The sequence below is a fragment of the Novosphingobium aeonii genome, assembly GCF_052279045.1.
Lineage (GTDB): Bacteria > Pseudomonadota > Alphaproteobacteria > Sphingomonadales > Sphingomonadaceae > Novosphingobium.
In genome coordinates this window covers 465,760-487,060 of sequence record NZ_CP176832.1, presented here as the reverse complement: position 1 = coordinate 487,060, position 21,301 = coordinate 465,760, and the positions used below count along the sequence as shown (strand labels likewise).

20 protein-coding genes are annotated in these 21,301 nt (G+C 65.3%); 13 read left to right on the top strand and 7 right to left on the bottom strand.

All coding sequences use genetic code 11. The annotated features are described in order from the left end of the window. Position 1: 1 nt before the first annotated feature. On the top strand, positions 2 to 1,399 hold the full coding sequence (gene pgmG, locus ACLIMP_RS02460) for a phosphoglucomutase/phosphomannomutase PgmG (protein ID WP_324697320.1): 1,398 nt from the start codon (positions 2 to 4) through the stop codon (positions 1,397 to 1,399). On the opposite strand, the gene ACLIMP_RS02455 is transcribed toward pgmG, so the two are convergent. Further along, positions 1,396 to 2,667, bottom strand: coding sequence for an MgtC/SapB family protein (locus ACLIMP_RS02455; protein ID WP_324697318.1), 1,272 nt, complete (start codon positions 2,665 to 2,667; stop codon positions 1,396 to 1,398). The two genes, pgmG and ACLIMP_RS02455, sit on opposite strands and share 4 nt — an antisense overlap. A 167-nt stretch (positions 2,668 to 2,834) precedes the next feature. Here ACLIMP_RS02455 and ACLIMP_RS02450 point away from each other — a divergent pair, with 167 nt between their 5' ends. Next, the gene (locus ACLIMP_RS02450; protein ID WP_443478023.1) at positions 2,835 to 5,309 is read left to right on the top strand and encodes a ligase-associated DNA damage response DEXH box helicase; all 2,475 of its coding nucleotides are present in this window, start codon (positions 2,835 to 2,837) and stop codon (positions 5,307 to 5,309) included. Positions 5,310 to 5,402: 93 nt separating this feature from the next. On the opposite strand, the gene ACLIMP_RS02445 is transcribed toward ACLIMP_RS02450, so the two are convergent. The 4 genes from ACLIMP_RS02445 to ACLIMP_RS02430 form a co-directional block, all read right to left on the bottom strand. Next, positions 5,403 to 5,837: an ExbD/TolR family protein gene (locus ACLIMP_RS02445; RefSeq protein WP_054442164.1), complete on the bottom strand. Its 435-nt coding sequence runs from the start codon at positions 5,835 to 5,837 to the stop codon at positions 5,403 to 5,405. 29 nt (positions 5,838 to 5,866) lie between these two features. Then, positions 5,867 to 6,400: an ExbD/TolR family protein gene (locus tag ACLIMP_RS02440; protein WP_185998401.1), complete on the bottom strand. Its 534-nt coding sequence runs from the start codon at positions 6,398 to 6,400 to the stop codon at positions 5,867 to 5,869. Between the two features lie 113 nt (positions 6,401 to 6,513). Then, the gene (locus tag ACLIMP_RS02435) at positions 6,514 to 7,287 is read right to left on the bottom strand and encodes a MotA/TolQ/ExbB proton channel family protein (RefSeq protein WP_185998402.1); all 774 of its coding nucleotides are present in this window, start codon (positions 7,285 to 7,287) and stop codon (positions 6,514 to 6,516) included. Positions 7,288 to 7,355: 68 nt separating this feature from the next. After that, entirely contained in the window at positions 7,356 to 8,030 is a 675-nt protein-coding gene (locus ACLIMP_RS02430; RefSeq protein WP_054442167.1) for a TonB family protein, read from the bottom strand. A 357-nt stretch (positions 8,031 to 8,387) separates the two neighbouring features. Between ACLIMP_RS02430 and ACLIMP_RS02425 the strand changes: the two genes are divergently transcribed. Continuing rightward, the gene (locus tag ACLIMP_RS02425) at positions 8,388 to 9,251 is read left to right on the top strand and encodes a hypothetical protein (protein ID WP_420719853.1); all 864 of its coding nucleotides are present in this window, start codon (positions 8,388 to 8,390) and stop codon (positions 9,249 to 9,251) included. A 94-nt stretch (positions 9,252 to 9,345) separates the two neighbouring features. Further along, positions 9,346 to 10,653 (top strand): homoserine dehydrogenase, encoded by a 1,308-nt coding sequence (locus ACLIMP_RS02420; protein WP_054442287.1) that lies wholly within the window; start codon positions 9,346 to 9,348, stop codon positions 10,651 to 10,653. Positions 10,654 to 10,709: 56 nt separating this feature from the next. Here the strand turns inward: ACLIMP_RS02420 and ACLIMP_RS02415 are convergent, their stop codons facing one another. Continuing rightward, a complete protein-coding gene (locus ACLIMP_RS02415; protein WP_231636304.1) occupies positions 10,710 to 11,144 on the bottom strand; it encodes a hypothetical protein in 435 nt (144 codons plus the stop codon). Between the two features lie 129 nt (positions 11,145 to 11,273). On the opposite strand from ACLIMP_RS02415, the gene glpX reads away from it, so the two are divergent. Both glpX and ACLIMP_RS02405 read left to right on the top strand, forming a co-directional pair. Then, the gene (glpX, locus tag ACLIMP_RS02410) at positions 11,274 to 12,257 is read left to right on the top strand and encodes a class II fructose-bisphosphatase (RefSeq protein ID WP_054442289.1); all 984 of its coding nucleotides are present in this window, start codon (positions 11,274 to 11,276) and stop codon (positions 12,255 to 12,257) included. 198 nt (positions 12,258 to 12,455) lie between these two features. Beyond that, on the top strand, positions 12,456 to 13,391 hold the full coding sequence (locus ACLIMP_RS02405; RefSeq protein ID WP_054442168.1) for a ribose-phosphate pyrophosphokinase: 936 nt from the start codon (positions 12,456 to 12,458) through the stop codon (positions 13,389 to 13,391). A gap of 95 nt (positions 13,392 to 13,486) precedes the next feature. Here the strand turns inward: ACLIMP_RS02405 and ACLIMP_RS02400 are convergent, their stop codons facing one another. Next, positions 13,487 to 14,431 carry a helix-turn-helix transcriptional regulator gene (locus tag ACLIMP_RS02400; protein ID WP_324697310.1) on the bottom strand — a complete coding sequence of 315 codons (945 nt, stop codon included), beginning with the start codon at positions 14,429 to 14,431 and terminating at the stop codon, positions 13,487 to 13,489. A 173-nt stretch (positions 14,432 to 14,604) separates the two neighbouring features. Between ACLIMP_RS02400 and hisN the strand changes: the two genes are divergently transcribed. The 7 genes from hisN to pheT all read left to right on the top strand — a co-directional run bounded on the left by hisN (position 14,605) and on the right by pheT (position 21,248). Beyond that, positions 14,605 to 15,387: a histidinol-phosphatase gene (hisN, locus tag ACLIMP_RS02395; RefSeq protein WP_054442170.1), complete on the top strand. Its 783-nt coding sequence runs from the start codon at positions 14,605 to 14,607 to the stop codon at positions 15,385 to 15,387. Beyond that, entirely contained in the window at positions 15,375 to 15,830 is a 456-nt protein-coding gene (locus ACLIMP_RS02390) for a gamma-glutamylcyclotransferase family protein (protein WP_443478155.1), read from the top strand. Before hisN ends, ACLIMP_RS02390 begins: the two co-directional genes overlap by 13 nt. 173 nt (positions 15,831 to 16,003) lie before the next feature. Further along, on the top strand, positions 16,004 to 16,207 hold the full coding sequence (gene rpmI, locus ACLIMP_RS02385) for a 50S ribosomal protein L35 (protein ID WP_021232722.1): 204 nt from the start codon (positions 16,004 to 16,006) through the stop codon (positions 16,205 to 16,207). A 13-nt stretch (positions 16,208 to 16,220) separates the two neighbouring features. Then, the gene (gene rplT, locus ACLIMP_RS02380) at positions 16,221 to 16,580 is read left to right on the top strand and encodes a 50S ribosomal protein L20 (protein ID WP_054442172.1); all 360 of its coding nucleotides are present in this window, start codon (positions 16,221 to 16,223) and stop codon (positions 16,578 to 16,580) included. A gap of 214 nt (positions 16,581 to 16,794) precedes the next feature. After that, on the top strand, positions 16,795 to 17,610 hold the full coding sequence (locus ACLIMP_RS02375) for a helix-turn-helix domain-containing protein (protein ID WP_054442173.1): 816 nt from the start codon (positions 16,795 to 16,797) through the stop codon (positions 17,608 to 17,610). Positions 17,611 to 17,721: 111 nt separating this feature from the next. Continuing rightward, positions 17,722 to 18,819: a phenylalanine--tRNA ligase subunit alpha gene (gene pheS, locus ACLIMP_RS02370; RefSeq protein WP_132468651.1), complete on the top strand. Its 1,098-nt coding sequence runs from the start codon at positions 17,722 to 17,724 to the stop codon at positions 18,817 to 18,819. A gap of 20 nt (positions 18,820 to 18,839) precedes the next feature. Then, positions 18,840 to 21,248 carry a phenylalanine--tRNA ligase subunit beta gene (gene pheT / locus ACLIMP_RS02365; RefSeq protein WP_185998407.1) on the top strand — a complete coding sequence of 803 codons (2,409 nt, stop codon included), beginning with the start codon at positions 18,840 to 18,842 and terminating at the stop codon, positions 21,246 to 21,248. The last annotated feature ends 53 nt before the right edge of the window (positions 21,249 to 21,301 follow it).

Here is a 21,301-nt window from a genome sequence, read left to right as displayed (position 1 = left end):
CATGAGCCACAGGTTCGATCCCACGATCCTGCGTGAATACGACATTCGCGGTGTGGTCGGCCGTGACCTTGGACCGGCGGACGCCCGCGCGATCGGGCGCGGCTTTGCAACGATCCTGCGCCGCGGCGGAGGCCGAAAGGTTGCCGTGGGTTACGACGGGCGGCTCAGTTCGCCGATGCTGGAAGCGGCTCTTGTCGAAGGGTTGACGGCCAGCGGCGTGGACGTGGTGCGCATCGGCCTGGGGCCGACGCCGATGCTCTATTACGCGGAGGCCTCAGCCGAAGATGTACAGGGCGGCATTCAGATAACTGGCAGCCACAATCCCGCCGATCACAATGGCTTCAAGATGGTAATGGGAGGAAGCCCGTTCTTCGGCGCGGATATCCTCCGCCTTGGGGCCATGGCGGCGGCCGGTGAGTGGGACGAAGGCGCCGGGCGCGTTGAAGTCCGCGATGTGCTCGAACCCTATGTCAGCCGGATCGCCGAGGGGATCGCCGGAATCGCGACCACCGACTTGCGGGGGTTGCGGATCGGCTGGGATGCCGGAAACGGGGCTGCCGGGCCCGCGCTGGAAATGCTGACTTCGCGTTTGCCTGGCGAGCACCATCTGCTTTTCACCCAAGTCGATGGGAATTTTCCCAACCATCACCCGGATCCGACCGAGGAAAGCAACCTTGCAGATCTGAAGGCGCTCGTCGCTGCCAAGAACCTCGATTTCGGAGTGGCTTTTGATGGCGACGCGGACCGGATCGGCGTTGTCGACGGGCTGGGCCGGGTGATCTGGGGGGACCAGTTACTTGGCATATTTGCCGAGGATCTGCTTCAGCGGATGCCGGGTGCCGCCGTGATCGCCGACGTCAAGGCCTCGGGCGCGCTGTTCGGCGCCATTGCGCGCCACGGAGGAAAGCCGCTCATGTGGAAGAGCGGGCATTCCCACATGAAGTCCAAAATGAAGGAAATCGGCGCGCCGCTTGCGGGGGAGACGAGTGCCCATGTCTTCTTCGCCGACGACTTCTACGGCTTCGACGATGCGCTTTATGCCGCCGTGCGGCTGATGGCGGCCACGGTTCGGCTGGGGCGGTCGGTCACCGCGCTCAGGGGCGCAATGCCGGAAATGCTCAACACGCCTGAACTGCGATTCCAGGTGGACGAGAGCCGCAAGTTCGCCGCGATCGCGGAAGTGCGCGAGCGTCTGGCCGGGGCCGGTGCGCGGTTCGTGGATATCGACGGTGTGCGCGTTACCACGCCGGACGGCTGGTGGCTGCTCAGGGCATCCAATACGCAGGACGTGCTGGTCGCCCGGGCCGAGAGCGATACGGCGGCCGGACTGACCCGCCTGATCGCCGAAGTGGATGCCCAGCTTGCGGCTTCGGGGCTGCGGCGCGGGTTTACGGGCTAGCGCAGGAGCAGCCAGGCCAGGCCGACCGCGATGGCGCTGGCGATCAGGGGAATGATGCCTTGCCGGCCTTTCTCCCAACCCGCGACGCTGGCGACCACGCCGCCCTTGAACAGCGTGTTCAGCGCCACCGGCACGGACAGGACGAGACCGGCGGTTCGCGCATCCAGCGTCCGTCCGGCGAGGCCGCCCATGGTGATGATCGCGGAATCGACGTCCACCGTGCCGGAGATCGCAAGGACCAGCGCAAGGCCCCGGTCTCCGAAGTTCTGGAGCACCCAGAGCGAGGCCACGGTCAGCACCATGACAAGCCCCGTCAGCATGAGTGCGGGACCGATGTCGAACGGATTGCGGATGGTCATTTCATGGCTGGTGTCGCCTGCTTCCACGAAGCGGGTGCGATGCAGGTGGAATGCCGCGCAGCCGAGGCTGACGACGAGGCCCGGGGCGATGAGCTTGGCGAGCATCGGCAGGGCGGCCGGTGCCAGCAATCCCGCCAGCACCATGACGCGCAGGAACATCACGACCGAGGAAACCGAAATCGCGGCGGCCAGGACCGGCGCCGGGATCGTGTCTTCCTTCAGGCGATTGGCGATCGAGGCGGTGACGGCCGTGGAGGAAACCAGTGCGCCTGCCGCCGCGGTGGCGATGATGCCGCGCGCCGCGCCGACGATCCGCGTGGCGAAGTAGCCCGCGAAGGAGAAGCCGGACACGAACACGACGATCAGCCAGAGCTTGCGGGGGTTCCAGGCATCGAACGGCCCGAAGTTCCGGTCCGGCAGCAACGGCAGGATGACGAGCGCGATGAGCGCGAAGCGGGCGATCGAGAGCACCTCGCGCTGGCTCAGGCGATCGATCCAGCCATGGAGCTGTGCCCGCATGGCGAGCAGCAGGACCATGACGACCGCGATCGCGGTGCCGATCAGGCGCTCTCCCATGCCCACGAGCAGCCCGCTCACCAGGGTGAGCAGGGCCACCACGCCCGAGGTTCCGCTCACGCGGTCGTTGACGCGGGCATCGCGGACGTAGCCGGCGATCACCAGCGCGGCGGCGGCAGCGACGAGCACGGTGGCAGGGCCGGGGGCATCGGCGAACATCACGCCCGCCACGCCTCCCGCCAGGGCGAGCAGGGCAAAAGTGCGAATGCCGGCGAAGCGCGTGCCGTCCGCCTGTTCGCGGGCCGCCCAGCCGCGCTGCAGGCCCACCAGCAGGCCGAGGGCGAGGCTGACGGCAAGGGCGATCAGGTGGCTGAAGTCCTGTCCGGTCGGCATCGGCGCGCGATCTCCTTGCGAGGGATGGGAATTCATCGGCCAAGCCCGCCCGGCGCGCAAGAAGATTGGACCTGCAACCTCGATGCGGGCTCGGGCTTTCCTCTTGGGCGCCGATATGCTCCACCTCGGATGATGTTCCAGACCGTGTTCTCCTCGAGACCGAAATCGTGACCGGCGGACCGCCGGTGCCTGTGGAGATAGCGGAGTGGTTCTCTGCGCGCGGCTGGCGGGTGCGTCGCCACCAGATGGAGATGCTGGGAGCCTCGGACCGGGGGAATCATGCATTGCTCGTCGCCGATACCGGCGCGGGCAAGACGCTGGCGGGCTTCCTGCCGACCCTCTCGGCGTTCTGCCCCTCGCGGCTGGGCGGCGCCAGGGCGCCGGATGGGCTGCACACGCTCTACGTCTCGCCGCTGAAGGCCCTTGCCCATGACGTGCAGCGCAACCTGCTTACGCCGGTGGAGGAGATGGGCCTGCCCATCCGCATCGAGACGCGCAGCGGCGATACGCCCTCGGACCGCAAGGCCCGCCAGCGGGCGCGGCCGCCGCATGTCCTGCTCACCACCCCGGAGTCGCTCTCGCTCCTGCTGAGCTATCCGGAGGCGCCGGGGCTGTTCGCCGGGCTCAAGCGCGTCGTCATCGATGAAATCCATGCCTTTGCCACGGGCAAACGGGGAGACCTGCTGGCATTGGCATTGTCCCGGCTTCAGGCGCTGTCGCCGGAACTGCAACGGGCCGGGCTGTCGGCGACGCTCGCCGATCCCGATGCCTTTCGCGGTTGGCTGGCGCCATGGGGCGATATCGACGGGGTCGAACTCGTGGAGGGGGAGGAAGGGGCCGATCCCGACGTCTCGATCCTGCTGCCGCAGGCGGAGCGCATCCCATGGAGCGGTCACGCGGCAACCTGGGCGGTGCCGCAACTCATCGAACAGATCAAGGCGCATCGCACCACGCTGATCTTCACCAACACCCGCTTTCTCGCGGAGTACATATTCCAGGAAATCTGGAACGCGAACGAGGACAATCTGCCGATCGGAATCCACCACGGCTCGCTCTCGAAGGAGGCGCGTCGCAAGGTGGAAGGCGCGATGGCGGAAGGGCGCCTCAGGGCCCTTGTCTGTACCGCCAGCCTCGATCTAGGTGTCGATTGGGGTGATATAGATCTCGTGGTGCAGATGGGTGCGCCAAAGGGCTCCTCGCGCCTGCTGCAACGCATCGGACGCGCCAATCACCGGCTGGACCAACCGAGCAAGGCGTTGCTGGTGCCGGGCAACCGCTTCGAATTCCTGGAGGCTTTCGCCGCCCGGGAGGCGGTTCAGGAGGGCCAGCGTGACGGTGAGGGCTTCCGCCCCGGTGGGCTTGACGTGCTCGCGCAGCACGTCATGGCCATCGCATGTTCCGGCCCTTTCCGGGAGGAGGACCTGCTGCGGGAAGTGCGCTCCTCGCTCGCTTACGCATGGGTGGACGAGGCCATCTTCGCAAGGGTGCTCGATTTCGTGGCGACCGGTGGATATGCCTTGCGATCCTACGAACGGTTCCGCCGTATCGTGCGGGAGAAGGATGGCACTTCAGGCTGGCGCTGGAGGCTCACCCATCCCGAACATGCCGCGCGGCATCGGCTCAATGCCGGGATTATCGTCGATGCGGAGATGCTGGATGTTCGGTTCCGCAACGGCCGTTCGCTGGGACGGGTGGAGGAAGGCTTCGGGGCCAGCCTGAAGCCCGGCGATACCTTCCGTTTTGCGGGAATGGATCTCGAGGTGGAGGCCCTCCGCGATCTGGAGCTGATCGTGCGGGCCGCCCGGCGTTCGGCGACCATTCCCAGCTATATGGGGCAGCGGATGCCGATCTCCACGCATCTCGCCGATCGGGTACGCGCCATGCTTTCCGACCAGGCAGGATGGGCACGGTTCCCGGATGATGTCCGCGAATGGCTGGAGGTGCAGGGCTGGCGTTCCCACCTGCCGGCGCCGGGCCGGCTGCTGGTGGAGAGCTTTCCGCATCGGGGCCACGCCTACACGACCTATTACACGTTCGAAGGCTGGCCGGCGAACCAGTCGCTGGGAATGCTCATAACCCGGCGCATGGAAGACCGGGGGCTTGGCCCGCTCGGCTTCGTCGCCACGGACTATGCGCTGGTCGTCTGGGGGCTCAAGGCCGTGGACGACCCGGCGGCGCTGCTGTCGCCCGACATCCTCACGCATGAATTCGTCGACTGGGTACAGCAATCCTACCTGTTGCGCCGCGCCTTTCGCGAAGTGGCCGTCATATCGGGTCTCGTCGAACGGCAGCAGCCCGGGAAGCGCAAGTCCGGCCGGCAGGTCACGTTCTCGACCGATCTCATTTACGACGTACTTCGCAAGTACGAGCCGGATCACCTGCTGATCGAGGCTGCCTGGGCCGATGCGCGCGCGCGCATGACGGACGTGGCCCGCGTGGCGGATGTTCTGGACCGGGCCGCGCGTGAAATCGATCACGTCCACCTCGATCGGATCAGCCCGCTTTCGGTGCCGGCGCTGTCCATGATCGGGCGCGAATCGCTCCCCTCGGGCTCGGCTGACGAAGACCTGCTGGTGGAGGCGGAAAGCCTTGCTTCGCTGGCCATGAGAATGGATCCCGTGGCCCTGCCGGAGGAAGAGTAAAGCCCAACCCCTGGAAGGCTTTCGGGCAGCAAAAAAGGGGCGGATTGCTCCGCCCCTTCATTGGTCCTTGAGAGACCGGTTCCGCTAGTCGGCTTACTTGCCGAAGTCGCGGAACTGTTCGTTGCCCACGAAGCCGAACTTCGTGACTTCCGCAGCCTTGATGACCTGCAGCACGGAGGCCGAGAGTTCATAGCTGGCTTGCGGCTCCGGCTGGTACTGCAGCTCGGGTTCGACCGGGTAGCTGAGCGACTGCTTGAGCAGCTTGGCCAGACCCGGACCGTCAACCTGTGTGCCGTTCCAGAGGATCTTGTCATCCGCGGTGAGCACGACCTTGTTACGGATCGGGTCGACCGGCGGAGGATTGTTGTCCGGAGGAGTCGCGACCGGGAGATCGATATCGATCGAGTGGGTCGCAACCGGGATGGTGATGATGAACATGATGAGGAGCACGAGCATGACGTCGATAAGCGGCGTCGTGTTCATGTCCATCATCGGCGAGCCATCATCGCTACCGCCTGACATTGCCATGGAAAGTTACTCCTGTTCCTGCCTGAACGTCAGCCGTTCGGATCAACCGGGTTGGTGATGAAACCAACCGTCGGATAACCCGAGATCTGGACGTTGTAGATCGCACCGGCAACGCAGCGCCACGGGGCGTTGACGTCACCGCGAATGTGGACCTGCGGCACGAGATCGGGGTTGGCCTGAAGGGCCTGCGGGCCACCTTCGCGCTTCACGATCGCATCGAGACGCTTGAAGGCCTGGTCGCGCAGTTCCTGCGAGGTCACCGGCGTGATGTTGTTGAAGTAGACGCGGCATTCGCCGTTGCGCGAAGCACCGGCATAACCGGGTTCACCCGCAGCCTTGCCGGCATCGTCGGTGGTCGAAACGGTGAGGAGAAGGTTTTCGACCTTGTCCTTCGATTCGACAGCCTCGATGATCGGAATGCGCAGCTTTTCGATCGTCTGGATCGCAACCGGAACCGCGATCAGGAAGATGATCAAGAGCACCAACATGACGTCGACGAGCGGCGTAGTGTTGATTTCGGACATCGGTTTTTCGGCACCGCCTCCGCCCGTGGATATCGCCATAGTCTTATCCTAATCCTTGCGTTGCCTTGGGGAGGCGACGGACGCGCATGCAACGCACCGTCGCCTGGCCCCTTGGACGCGCGGCCGCTTGTGCGGCGCGCGTCCCGTGCTGCTTACGGCTTGGCCGGGGCAGCGGCGGGCTTGGCCGGAGCGGCGGCGGGCTTCGCCGGAGCAGCAGCAACGAGGGGCTTCACGGCGCCACGCGAGTTGATGTTCGCGAGAACGTCGCTCGAGAAGCCGGTCAGCAGTTCTGCAATGCGCTTGTTGCGGCTCTGCAGGTAGTTGTAGGCCAGAACGGCGGGAACGGCGACGATCAGGCCGAGTGCGGTCATGATCAGCGATTCACCGACGGGGCCGGCAACCTTGTCGATCGAAGCCGAACCGGCGATGCCGATGGCGATCAGGGCGCGGTAGATGCCGACGACGGTACCGAACAGACCGATGAACGGTGCGGTTGCGCCGACGGTGGCGAGGAACGGCAGGCCCTGTGCAAGGCGAGCGTTGATCGAAGCTTCCGAACGCGCGAGCGAAGCGTGCATCCAGTCATGGGCTTCGAGCGAATCGGTCATCTTGGCGTGCTGGTCTTCAGCGGCGATGCCGTCGTCGACGAGCTGGCGCCATGCGCTGTTCTTCTCGAGCTTGGCTGCGCCTTCGCGAAGGGTCGGGGCCTTCCAGAAGGTGGTGCGCACTGCGTTGAACTGGCGCATGATCTTGGCCTGCTCGAACCACTTGGTGAACAGGATGTAGAACGAACCGAACGACATGATGCCCATGATGATGACGGTGGCATACGAGATGAAACCACCGGCCTGGAGGGCTTCCATGAAACCGAACTTGTTCTGCGGCGCGGCATCGCCCGCGGCGGCAAGGATATCAACGATAAGCATGCGATTTACCTCTCAAGAAGAATGCAGGGACCGATCCGGGCGCGGGTGTGGGCCCGACCAGTCAGAAGTTAGTTGAGCTTGTAGACGATCGCCGTCGAAGTGCTGCCCGCGATCGGGTTGCCGGCATCGTCAAGCGCGGGGTTGTAGCGCGCATAACGGGTCATGCCGTCGCAAGCCGCTTCGTCGAGATCGGGGCTACCGCTCGAAGAAGTGACGGAGCAACTCGTGACCTTGCCGTCGGGACCGATCGCAACGCGTACACCGACGCGGCCTTCACGCTCTTCACGAGCAGCCTTGGTCGGGTAGTTGTTCTGAATGCGGGCAGCCCAGCCAGCCTGACCCTTCGGCGAAACGCCGCGAGCCTTTGACGGTCCGGGAGGCGCAGCCGGCGGTGCCGGCGGTGCCGGGGGCGCCGCGGTCGTGATCACCACCGGCGGTGCCGGCGGAGGTGTGATCACCGTCTGCACCGGCGGCGGTGCCGGGGCGATGTTGATCGGCGGCGGCGGCGCTACGATCGGAGGCGGCGGGGTATTTTCCTGCGGCTCCGGCGGCGGCGGCGGCGGCTCTTCCTCCTTCGGTTTCTCTTCCTTGATGTCGACTGTGGTCACCTTCTTGATGACCTGTTGCGCAGCCTGGTAGGCCAGGCCCGTGACGAGCGCATAGCCTACAAAGACGTGGATCAGCGCAACAATGACAAGCGCGGTAATCTTGTTACCGCTCATTTGCTGGTCAGCGTAAGCCATTCAAACGCATCACTCCATTACCAAGCCCCGGAAAAGCCCGAGCCGGACGTGTCCAAGGGCGCCCATGGCCCTCACCCGGAGGCAAGGTCCATGACGAAACTCCAAATTACCCACCCTGACGGCTGACAGTCAGCCTTTCCGTTGACATTTTACGGGAGGCGAACCGTGGGACTTTTTAGTTTTTTGGCCCCATTTTGCGAGTTTCTTAGCCGGGCAGTTGCACATGTGCAACGCCTTATCGGCACGTCAATCGTTAACGGTCAATTCAGCGCGGATAAGTTCCAATCGAAAAAGGGGGATTTTGTGGCCGAGCCCCAAGCCGCTATAGGCTGGCCTTTTCCACGGAGTTTGCCTCGCATGTCATCGAAGTTGCACCGACTTGTCGCGAATCTCGGGGGAGTTGCGCTGGCCGTGCAGGCAGTTCCGGCCCTGGCGCAGTTAACCGCATCCGCGCCCGCAATGGATGCATCCGGCCCCACTTTCGCCGACATCGCCGATCTCTCCGAATCGGCTGGACTCGTGGTTAAGGCGCAGGTCCGCAAAATGGTCCGTGTCGAGGATGAACGCGCGCCGGGACGGGCGCCGGGAATGGGGCGATTCTATGTCACGGCCCAGACCCGTGCGCTGATCGCCGGCAAGGCCCCGATCGGCGAATCGCTCGTCTATCTGGTCGACCTGCCGCTCGATTCCAGGGGCAAGGCACCGAATCTCAAGAAGCAGGACGTTCTGCTGTTCGCACGCGCCGTTCCGGGGCGGCCCGGAGAGCTTCAACTGGTGACGCCGACCGCCCAGCAGGTCTGGACCGATCAGGCGGAAGCGCGCGTGAGGGGCATTCTCAAGACGCTGCTCTCTCCCGACGCGCCTGTGCACATCACCGGGGTACGTGAACTGCTCTATGTTCCGGGCAATCTTGCGGGACAGGGGGAGACGCAGATTTTCCTCAACACCCGCGAAGGCGCGGCTGCTTCGATCACGGTCCATCACGAGCCGGGCTCGCCTCCGGCCTGGGGGGTGTCCTTCTCCGAGCTGGTGGCGGACATCGGCAATCCGCCACAGCCCGAGACCATCGAATGGTATCGGCTCGCCTGCTTCCTGCCGAACAATCCGCCGCCTCGCGCCAATGTTTCCGAGGGGATCGAGGAACGCCGTCAGGCCGATGCCGACTATCGCACGGTTCTGGGCGAACTCGGCCCGTGCCGCAGGACGCTCGGGCAGGGTTGAGCCGGGCCGGCGAGAGGTTTCGCCGATGGGGAGCGCGAAGGTACTGGAATTTCGCCGTAGGCTCCCCTAGGTGCCGCTCCCGAAAGGGAACTCCATGGTTGAACCGCTGAATATTGCGCTGGCCGGTCTGGGGACCGTCGGCACGGGTGTCGTCCGTCTCATCGAGACCAATGCCGAACTGATTGCCCGCCGTGCGCGGAGGCCGATTCGCATTGCCGCCGTCAGCGCGCGTGACCGCACGAAGGATCGCGGTGTCGACCTTTCGCGCTATGACTGGGTAGACGACCCCGCTGCGCTTGCCGCTCGCCCCGATGTCGATGTGGTGGTGGAGATGGTCGGCGGCTCGGACGGTCCTGCACTGGCGCTGGCGCGCAATGCCATCGGCCAGGGCAAGGGCCTTGTCACCGCCAACAAGGCGATGATCGCGCACCATGGCCTGGAACTGGCTTCCGCTGCCGAAAAGGCTGGGGTTGCGCTCAAGTTCGAGGCGGCGGTGGCGGGCGGAATCCCGGTGATCAAGGGCCTTAGCGAAGGCGCTGCAGCCAATGCCATAGAACGGGTCTACGGCATACTGAACGGCACCTGCAATTACATCCTGTCCACCATGGAGGATACCGGGCGCGACTTTGGCGATGTTCTCGCCGAGGCCCAGCGCATGGGTTATGCAGAGGCCGATCCGACCTTCGACGTCGAGGGCATCGACGCCGCGCACAAGCTCTCTATCCTGGCTGCGATCGCCTTCGGATCGCGTCTGCGCTTCGATGCGGTGGAGACGACCGGCATTTCCCGCGTGAAGGCTGCTGACATCGAGCAGGCACGTTCGCTGGGCTATGTGATCCGCCTGATCGGCATGAGCGAGGTTGACCGGGCAGACGGTTCCAGCCGCCTGTTCCAGCGGGTCCATCCGCATCTGGTGCCGTTCGACCATCCGCTGGCCCATGTCGATGGTGCGACCAATGCGGTTGTCGCCGAGGGCAATTTCATGGGGCGCCTGCTGTTCCAGGGTGCCGGTGCCGGTGACGGGCCGACCGCCAGCGCCGTCGTTGCCGATATCATGGATATCGCGCGCGGTGAGAAGGGGGCGGCGTTCTCGATGCCCGAGGGCGAACTGGAGGCGATGGAGCCGGCGCCGACCGGGCACCGCCGCGGACGGTGCTACATCCGCTTCACCGTGCCGGACCGTCCGGGCGTGCTGGCCAACATCACGGCGGCCATGCGCGATGCCGGCGTCTCGATCGCCAGCATGATCCAGAAGGGCGAGGCCGAGCAGGCTGGCGAGGCGATCCTTGCCATCGTCACGCATGATGGCCCCGAATCGGCCGTGAACGAAGCGCTGCGCATCCTCGACGGATCGGACAGCCTGACCGCCCGGCCGCTGGTGATGCAGATCATCGAGGGGTGAGAGAACGAACGGGCGCCATGATGCGCCCGTTCGCTCCCGCCAGTCTTTCGCTCCCCTCAGTGCGCGCGCATCTCGCCTTTGGCGATCTTGTCCGCGTCCGAGCCTGCCGGCGCCTCCGGGATGGAGGACAGATCGATCAGGTAGGGCGTTTTCGGACAGGGCGGCACGAGGCACATCCCGCCCATCGTGGCCTTGCCCCTGAAGATGCCGTTGCCGGCAACGTCGGGCGGATGGAGCCTGCCGTCGTTCAGCGCTTGCGGCGATTCCGGATCTTCCTGCGAAGTGGACGGGATCCGGTACTTTTCCTCGTCCGGGGCGCAGACCACGATTTCACCCGGACGGCCTTCGCGCAGGCAGCGCTTGCGGGCCGATTCCGGCGTTATCCGGCCTCCCTGGGACATCATCTTCTGCGCCACGGCGCGATCTTCATCGGATATGGAGGGGGTGTTGGAACCGGCGCCTGAAGTCGTCGTGGCGCCGCCGGTATTCACCTGTGCGATCGCCGGAGCGGGGGCTGACAATGCGATTGCGAATAGTATCCGCCATCTTCTCGACAATTGAAATTCCTCTGTCTAAGCCGCTCCCCGAACCTTTCCTCCTCGGATTAATCCGGAGTGAACATGCCTGAAAACAAGACTCCTGCAAGTAAAGTTCTCGACCGCGTTCTCGTGCTCGAAATGGTCCGTGTAACCGAGGCAGCGGCGATCGCCGCCTCGCATCTCATCGGTCGCGGCGACGAGAAGGCTGCGGACCATGCCGCAGTCGAGGCAATGCGCAAGGCTTTCGACACGCTTTACATGGACGGCACCGTCGTCATCGGCGAGGGTGAGCGCGACGAGGCGCCGATGCTGTTCATCGGCGAGAAGGTGGGCGGCGCCCCGGATCGCGGTCCGAAGATCGATATCGCGCTCGATCCGCTGGAAGGCACGACGATCACCGCCAAGGCAGGCCCGAACGCGCTGGCCGTCCTTGCCGCTGCCGAAGAGGGCGGCCTGCTGAACGCTCCCGACGTCTACATGCAGAAGCTGGCGGTCGGCCCCGGCTATCCCGATGGCGTGATCGACCTGCGCAAGACCGCGACCGAGAACGTCGCGGCGGTGGCAGCGGCCAAGGGCGTGAAGCCGGAAGAGATCATCGTCTGCGTGCTCGATCGTCCGCGCCATGCCGATCTGATTGCGGAGCTTCGCGACATCGGCTGCGGCATCCACCTGATCCCCGATGGCGACGTGGCCGGCGTGATCGCGGTGACGGACGAGAACACCACGATCGATATCTACATGGGCTCCGGCGGCGCACCGGAAGGCGTGCTGGCGGCGGCCGCCCTGCGCTGCGTCGGCGGCCAGATCCAGGGCAAGCTCCTGTTCCGCAACGATGACGAGCGCAGCCGCGCCCGCAAGTGGGGCATCGAGGATCTCGACCGGATCTACACGCTCAAGGATCTCGCCAAGGGCGACTGCATTTTTGCGGCCACCGGCGTTACCGATGGTTCGCTGCTCTCCGGCGTCAAGCGCCTCAAGGGCGGCAAGATGACGACGGAGAGTGTCGTCATGCGGGCCAGCTCGGGGACGGTGCGCTGGATCAAGGGCGAACACCGTCACGGCTGACGGCGCGATGGATGGGCGCGGGGCGCTTTTCCAATCAAGCACTTGTACATTCGAAAGGCCGGTTCCGGGATATCCGGGGCCGGCCTTTTCGCGTTGGCTTCACGGTGAAAAGCGCCGCTTTCTATTGCAATCCGATGACTCATGGCTAGAGGCGGGCGCGTTCAGCCATAGCCCAATCGGCCGTCTCGGGGATTCGCAATGAAGATCATGTCCGGCAACAGCAACCTTCCGCTCGCTCGTGCGATCGCGGGGTATCTCGAACTGCCGCTCACCGATGCGGCGGTGCGCCGCTTCGCCGACGAGGAAATCTTCGTCGAAATCCACGAGAACGTGCGCGGCGAGGATGTCTTCATCGTCCAGCCCACCAGCTATCCCGTGAACGACAATCTCATGGAGCTGCTGATCGGCATAGACGCGCTGCGCCGCGCTTCGGCCAAGCGCATCACGGCGGTCATCCCCTACTTCGGTTACGCCCGCCAGGATCGCAAGCCCGGTCCGCGCACGCCGATTTCGGCCAAGCTGGTCGCCAACCTGATTACCGAAGCCGGCGCCGACCGAGTGCTCTCGGTCGATCTGCACGCTGGCCAGATCCAGGGCTTCTTCGACATCCCCACCGACAACCTCTTCGCGGCCCCCGTCATGGCGGCGGATATCCAGGCCCGCTACGGCGACCAGTCGCTGATGGTGGTTTCGCCTGACGTCGGCGGCGTGGTGCGCGCCCGTTCGCTGGCCAAGCGCCTCGACAATGCGCCGCTCGCCATCGTCGACAAGCGTCGTGACCGTCCCGGCCAGTCGGAAGTCATGAACATCATCGGCGACGTGAAGGGCCGCGCCTGCATCCTGATCGACGACATCATCGATTCGGGCGGCACGCTCTGCAACGCCGCGCAGGCCCTGATGGACGAAGGCGCCACCAGCGTCACCGCCTACATCACCCACGGCGTGCTGTCCGGTGCGGCGGTTTCGCGCGTCACCAACTCGGCGCTGAAGGAACTGGTCATCACCGATTCGATCCAGGCGACCGAAGCCGCGCAGCAGTCGGACAAGATCCGCATCCTGACCATCGCGCCGCTGATCGGCGAGGCGATCCGCCGCATCGCCGACGAAAGCTCGGTTTCGAGCCTGTTCGACTGATCGGCATCTGCCTCCCTCGGGAGGCGATTGTCACACGTGGAACGTTGCGATCAAAAACGCCTCCGGCACGCGCCGGAGGCGTTTTGCGTTCCGCGTCACTCCCACGGCCTGCTCTGTCCGGGCCTGAGCCGCTTCAGCGCTTCCAGCCGCCGGGACTGGCGCGATTCCAGGGCAATCGTCAGGATCGGCTGGGGCGTTATCACGAACTGGCGGGGCGATATCCCGAACAGCTCGGTGAATTCGTGGATGAGGTGGCTCTCGTCATAGTAGCGCAGGGCGATCTCGTCCGCTTCCTCCCTGTCGGCCACACCGCGAAGGCAGCTTGCCATGTCTAGCGCGCGGGCCCGGCGCAGGACCTGCTTGGGCGCCATGCCGAAATCGCGGCTGATCACGCGCTCCAGCTTGCGTCGTTCCACGCCGCATTCGATCGCGGCCCTGCCCACCGTCTTGGTCGGATCGCGGTAGCAGATTTCTTCGAAGCGGGCGGTGACCGGATCGGGCGCTTCGCAGCCGAGCTCCAGAACCCGCGCACGGATGATGTCCTCGATGGCCTGGAGCCAGTCCTCCGGTTCGCCATCCGGGGGAAGCATCGAGAGTATCTGGTCCGAGGGCATCCCGATCGCGTCGGTCGGGACGATGCGGTCGACATATTCGGCGATATGCGGACCGCGCAGCGCGGTACAGGCGCCCGGCCGGAAAGCCATCCCGACGCTGATGAAGCTTCCCGTCATCGCGATCGGCATCCGGCGGGAATGCGGACCGAAGAACATCGCCCCGTTTCCCGCTTCCACGCGGCCGTCGGCGGTCCGGGCTTCCCACAGGCCGGCAAGCTGGACGCGCAGGAATGCCGCGTCGCACAGCAGGCCGCAGGAAACGGTGTGATCCACCGGCGCCGCAATCCTGGTCACGTAGAGCCGTGAGATCCAGGGGGCGAGGTCCGGCGCCGGAGCCCGGTTGTAACTGATCGGCTGACCCTCTCGGGGCAACCCTTGTTCCGGCGCGATCGACCTGTCGATTGCCGGACGCATTCTGTAGTGCATGCCCTGCCCGTCTTGAGTGACGCTCCCCGCACCGGAAAACTAGGTCCCTCGCGCTTCGGCTGCAATGTGGGAAAACCATATAAGAGGCGAAAACGCGTGCTGTTTTCTCCCATTTCCGGGGTTTTTTCGATGGTCCCTTGACCAGTCCGCGCGGCGACGGGCAGAGCGGGGGCATGAAACTGGATAACGACATTGCCCTCGCCCTGCGCCTCGCCGATGCCGCCGGTGACGCGATTCGCCCGCATTTCCGATCCGGCGTCGGTATCGAGCGAAAGGGCGATGCCTCGCCCGTAACCGTGGCCGATCGTTCCGCCGAGGAGGTGATGCGGCGCATTCTCAAGGCAGAAGTGCCGCGCGACGGTATCATCGGCGAAGAGTTCGGCACGGAGGAAGGCTCGTCCGGCCGGACCTGGGTTCTCGACCCGATCGACGGCACCGTTTCGTTCATTGCCGGAAGGCCTATCTTCGGCACGCTGATCGCCTTGCTGGTAGATGGCTGGCCCGTGCTCGGGATCATCGACCAGCCGATCCTGCGCGAACGCTGGGTGGGCGCGAGCGGCTTCGCCACCACCTTCAACGGGCAGGAAGTGCGGACCCGTTCGTGCCGGGAACTCTCCGAGGCCATGCTGGCGACGACCGGTCCGCATTATTTCGATGACCATCAGGGCGAGCACTTCATGGCGCTGGCGGCGAAGACCGACCACAAGCGCATGGTCATGGGGGGGGACTGCTACAACTACGGCCTGCTCGCCTCCGGCCATCTCGACGTGGTGTGCGAAGCGGGGCTCAAGATTCACGACTGGGCGGCGCTGGTGCCGGTGGTCGAGGGTGCGGGCGGCACCATGTGCGACTGGAACGGCGAACCGCTCAACGCGCAGTCGGACGGGCACGTCCTGGCGCTGGGCGATCCTGCGCGGCTTGAGGATGTCGTCGAAGCGCTGGACTGCCACCACTGACGCGGGAGGCGCGCACGCTGCGGCTGTTCGTCTACGGCACCCTGCAGCCCCACGCCGGTACGCGGATGGGGCGCTGGGTTGCCGAACGGATGGTGCGCGGGGAACCGGCCAGCGTGCCGGGGCACATCCATGCCGTCTGCGGCGGCAACGGCTGGTTTCCGGCGCTCGTGCCCGCCAAGTCCGCGGCACGCGTGCGCGGAACGCTTTGCGAGCTTGCCTTGAGACCCGGCGACCTGGCGACGCTGGATCGGTACGAGGGGCGGGAATATCGCCGGGCCAGCCTGCCGGTGCGGACGCAGGCAGGGCGCCGGACCCGCGCGGCGCTTTATCTCTGGCGCATCGAACTTCCCGGCGGATCGCGGCCCATCCTTGGCGGAGACTATCTCGCCTGGCTGGAGCGGACCGGACGGCAGGCCTTCACGACACCGCGAAACGGTGCCTGACGGCGGGCGCGCGCTGCAGGCGTCGTTGCAGGGGTTGCCATCCGGCCCTTCTCCAACTAAAGGCCCGCGCTTCAATCGACACGGTTGAGTCTTTACCAAAGAGATTCGCGCGTCCGCCTGGCGAAAAGGGCTGCCATGGCTGACCGGACGTGTCCCTGTGAAAGGAGACGAAAATGCCCAAGCTGAAGACCAAGAGCGGTGTGAAGAAGCGCTTCAAGCTCACCGCCACCGGCAAGGTGAAGCACGGCGTTGCCGGCAAGCGCCACCGCCTGATGAGCCATAACGGCAAGTACATCCGCCAGAATCGCGGCACCGAAGTCATTTCCGACGCCGATGCCAAGACGATCAAAAAGTGGGCGCCCTACGGGCTCAACTGAGGAGTACTGACCGATGAGCCGTATCAAGAGGGGTGTTACCACCCGCGCCAAGCACAAGCGTCTTCTGGAACAGGCCAAGGGTTACCGCGGCCGCCGCAAGAACACGATCCGCGTTGCCCGTCAGGCCGTCGAAAAGGCCGGCCAGTACGCGTATCGCGACCGCAAGATCAAGAAGCGGACCTTCCGCGCGCTCTGGATCCAGCGTATCAACGCTGCCGTCCGCGCCGAAGGCCTGACCTACTCGCAGTTCATGCACGGCATCAAGCTTGCCGGCATCGAGCTCGATCGCAAGTCGATGGCCGACCTCGCCATGAACGAGGGTTCGGTGTTCTCGACTGTGATCGCTCAGGCGAAGGCCGCTCTTCCGGCCTGATCCGATGAAGACCGGCGCTGGCCGCCGGGCTTCTCGATCGCGAAGAACATGATTCGGGGCGTGGGTGCGATGGCATCCGCGCCCCGAATTTTTTTGCCCTTCGAAGTATTTGCGCTCCTGTCGAAGTGGCTTTACGACCGGGGATGGGGGGTTTTCTGGTGCGAAGAATAGACAGGGAATGACGGCAAGAAGGGTGGTAATACAATATTGTCCAGTGCCTTCCGGGCTGGATCGCTACGTTTCGGTGCTGTTTTATTGCGAAATCGATCTGGGCGAGGGGGAGCGTCTTCATGACGTATTGTTTCCCGATTGGGCCAGTTTGCGATTTCACTACGGTGCCAGCATCGAGGGGACGATGCGGAGCGGATCGTCCATTGCCGGCTGCCGATTTACCGTAGCGGGGCCGCGTTCGGAAGAAGTGCGCTTCTCGATGGGGCCTGCGCGGCAGTGGGGCTTTCGCCTGACGCCATTGGGATGGGCCGCCCTGGTTGGCGTATCCGCCGATCGCTATGCGAACGTGCTCGCAGATGGCGATCAGGACGAGGCTTTCGCCCGGCTGCGGCCGCTTTACGATCTCCTCGCACATGAAGAATCGCCCGGTGAGCAACTCGATCTGCTGATCGCATTCCTGGAGGCGGTTCCCCGCCGCGTCGTGCCCCATGAGGGGCTGATTCTGGCGCTTTGCGATGCGCTGACCGATACGGAAGTGCGCTCGGCAACCGATCTCGCGGCCCGGGTGCGCGCGCATCCCCGCATGGTGGAGCGTATCTGCAGGGCGGCGTTCGGCTTCACGCCCAAGCTCCTGCTGCGTCGGCAGCGCTTCCTGCGCAGTATCGAGCAGTTCACTCTGGAACCCAAGCGCAAGTGGATCGGTGCGATCGACGCGGCCTATCACGATCAGGCGCAGTTCGTTCGCGATTTCCGCGCATTCATGGGCATGACCCCGCGGCAATATGCGCAGCTTGAAAAGCCGGTTACAGGCCCCCTCATGCGAGAGCGGGCCCGCCATGCGCGGCTCATGGGAAGATAGCGGCCTTTTCGGCTCGATGATGGTCGCGGGACTTACCCTCGGCGTTGCGATTTGCCCGCCGGCCCCCTAAGGACCGCGCTTCCAGATTCAGCAACAGTCAGGCAGACACCAGTGGACTACGCAGCAACCGGCCAGGAGGCGCTCTCGCGGATTGCGGAAGCATCCGATCTCGAAACGCTGGAGGCCCTGCGTGTCGAGTTTCTGGGCAAGCAGGGCTCGATTTCCGGCCTGCTCAAGACGCTGGGCAAGCTCGATCCCGAAGAGCGCAAGGTCGAAGGACCGAAGATCCACGCCTTGCGCGAAAGCGTGAGCGATGCGCTCGCCGCCCGAAAGGATGCGCTGGAAGGCGCCGCGCTGGAAGCCCGGCTTGCTGCCGAGACCATCGACCTTTCGCTGCCCGCACCCGAAGCACCGCGCGGCACCGTCCACCCGATCTCGCAAGTGATGGACGAGATTGCCGAGATCTTCGCCGACCTCGGCTTCTCTGTCGCCACCGGGCCGGAGATCGAGGACGACTGGCACAATTTCACCGCGCTCAACATGCCGGAAAGCCACCCGGCGCGCGCGATGCACGACACTTTCTATTTCCCGGACCGCGATGCGCAGGAACGCGAGATGCTGCTGCGCACGCACACTTCGCCCGTGCAGATGCGCACGATGCTCAAGCAGGGCGCGCCGCTGCGCATCATCGCGCCGGGCCGGGTCTACCGTTCGGACAGCGACGCCACCCACACGCCGATGTTCCACCAGGTCGAAGGTCTGGTGATCGACAAGGACGTCCACCTCGGCCACCTCAAGTGGACGCTGGAGACGTTCCTGAAGGCGTTCTTCGAGCGTGAGGACATCGTCCTGCGCCTGCGCCCCAGCTACTTCCCCTTCACCGAGCCTTCGGTGGAAGCGGATATCGGCTTCACCCTGATCGACGGCAAGCGCGTGATCGGCGGCGATCCGTCGAAGGGCGAGGGCGGCTGGATGGAAGTGCTCGGCTCGGGCATGGTCAACCGCCGCGTCATCGAATTCGCCGGGCTCGATCCCGACGAATGGCAAGGGTTCGCCTTCGGCATCGGCATCGATCGCCTGGCCATGCTGAAGTACGGCATGGACGACCTGCGCGCCTTCTTCGACGGCGATGTGCGCTGGCTCTCCCACTACGGTTTCTCCGCCCTCGACGTGCCGACCCTTTCGGGCGGCGTCGGCACTCCGGCCTGAGCGCGGGAAGGATCTAGAAAATGAAGTTCTCGCTTTCCTGGCTCAAGCAGTACCTTGAGACCGACGCCTCGCTTGAGGATATCGCCCTGAAGCTCAACGCCATCGGCCTTGAGGTCGAAGGCATCGAAGACCCCGCTGCCAAGCTTTCGGGCTTCCGCGTGGCGAAGGTGCTCACCGCCGACAAGCATCCGCAGGCGGACAAGCTGCAGGTCCTGACCGTCGATACGGGTGAGGGCGTGCTGCAGGTCGTCTGCGGCGCGCCGAACGCGCGGGCTGGCCTTGTCGGCGTGCTGGGCCTGCCCGGTGCGACCGTGCCCGCCAACGGCATGGTGCTGAAGGTCGCTGCCGTGCGCGGCGTCGAATCGAACGGCATGATGTGCTCCACGCGCGAGCTGGAGCTGGGCGAAGATCACGACGGCATCATTGAACTGCCCGAAGACGCGCCGGTCGGCACGCCTTTCGCGGACTACCACGGCGCCGATCCGGTGATCGAGGTGGCCATCACCCCCAACCGTCCGGACTGCATGGGCGTCTACGGCATCGCCCGCGATCTGGCCGCCGCCGGCCTGGGCACGCTGAAGCCGATCGAGGCGTTGGACATCGCCGGCAGCTTCCCCTGCCCGGTGGACGTGCGCACCGACGATGCCGAGGGTTGCCCGGCGTTCCACGGCCGCGTGATCAAGGGCGTGAAGAACGGCCCCTCGCCGCAGTGGCTGCAGGATCGCCTGAAGGCGGCAGGGCAGCGTCCGATCTCGGCGCTGGTGGATGCCACCAACTACCTGATGCTGGCCTATGGTCGCCCGGCCCACGCCTATGACCTCGCCAAGCTGAACGGCGCCGTCGTCGCGCGCCGGGCGAAGGATGGCGAAACGGTCGTTGCGCTGAACGAGAAGACCTACACGCTCGACGCCGAGATGACCGTGATCGCCGACGATTCGGGCGTGCACGACATTGCGGGCATCATGGGCGGCGAGCATTCGGGCTGCGGGGACGAGACCACCGACGTCCTGCTCGAAATCGCTTATTTCGATCCCGAGCGCATCGCCAGGACCGGCCGCAAGCTCAACCTCACCTCGGACGCGCGTAGCCGTTTCGAGCGTGGGATCGATCCGAATTTCCTCGATACCGGCCTCGACCACCTGACCCAGCTGATCCAGACGCTGTGCGGCGGTGAGGCTTCGCAGGCGGTGCGCAGCGGTGCAGCGCCGAGCACGCCGAAGATCGTCCACTTCGATCCGGCGCTGACCGAGAAGCTGGGCGGCGTCCGCATCGAAGCGGCTGAGCAGCAGCGCATTCTGGGAAGCCTCGGCTTCTCGGTGGTGGCCGAGCAGGCGAACTTCGACACGTCGTGGGCCGTTACCGTCCCCGGCTGGCGCCCGGACGTGGATGGCGCGCCCGATATCGTCGAGGAAGTCGTCCGCATCCACGGTCTCGACAAGGTGACCAGCGTGGCCCTGCCGCGCGCTGACGGTGTCGCCCGTCCGACCGCCACGCCGACGCAGGCGCTGGAGCGCCGTGTTCGCCGTGCGGCTGCTGCGCGCGGTCTGCACGAGGCGGTAACCTGGTCGTTCCTGCCCTCCGCCGAGGCCGATGCCTTCGCGGATGGAAACGCCCTGTGGTCGCTCGCCAACCCGATCAGCGAGGACATGAAGGTCATGCGGCCGTCGCTGCTGCCGGGCCTGCTGATGGCGGCCAAGCGCAACCTCGATCGCGGCGCCTCGTCGCTTCGCCTGTTCGAACTCGGCCGTCGCTATCTGCGCGGAGAGGGCGGCGCGAGCGATGAGCGTCTGGCGCTCGGCTTCGTGCTGGCCGGCGAGAAGGTTTCGCGCGGCTGGGCGACCGGCAAGGCGACTGCGTTCGACGCCTACGACGCCAAGGCCGAAGTGACCGCGCTGCTGGCTGAGGCCGGCGCCCCGGTCGAGAAGCTGCAGGTCATGGGTGAGGCCGGTCCGCAGTTCCACCCCGGCCAGTCGGCCACGCTGCGCCTTGGGCCCAAGAACGTGCTGGCGCGCTTCGGCATGCTGCACCCGACTGTCGCCAGGCAGTTCGACATCGAAGGTCCGGTGGCGATTGCCGAGATCTATCTCGACGCGATCCCCGGCAGGAAGGGCGCTGCTACCTTCGCCCGTACCCGCTACGCGCCCCCGGCGCTGCAGGCGGTGACTCGCGACTTCGCGTTCCTCGTCCCGGTCGAGCAGGCTGCGGGCGATCTCGTCCGCATGGTTGCCGGTGCAGACAAGGCGAATATCGTCTCGGCCCGTCTGTTCGACGACTTCCGTGGGGCAGGCGTGCCGGAAGGCCAGAAGTCGCTCGCGCTCGAAGTCACTCTCCAACCGCTCGAAAAGAGCTACAAGGAAGAAGACTTGAAGGCGATCAGCAGCAAGGTGACTGCCGCCGCCGCCAAGCTTGGCGCCGTGCTGCGCGGTTGATGCATTACGTCGTCCCGGACCGGGTCCGGGACGACGCTTCTGGAGTGAGCCGG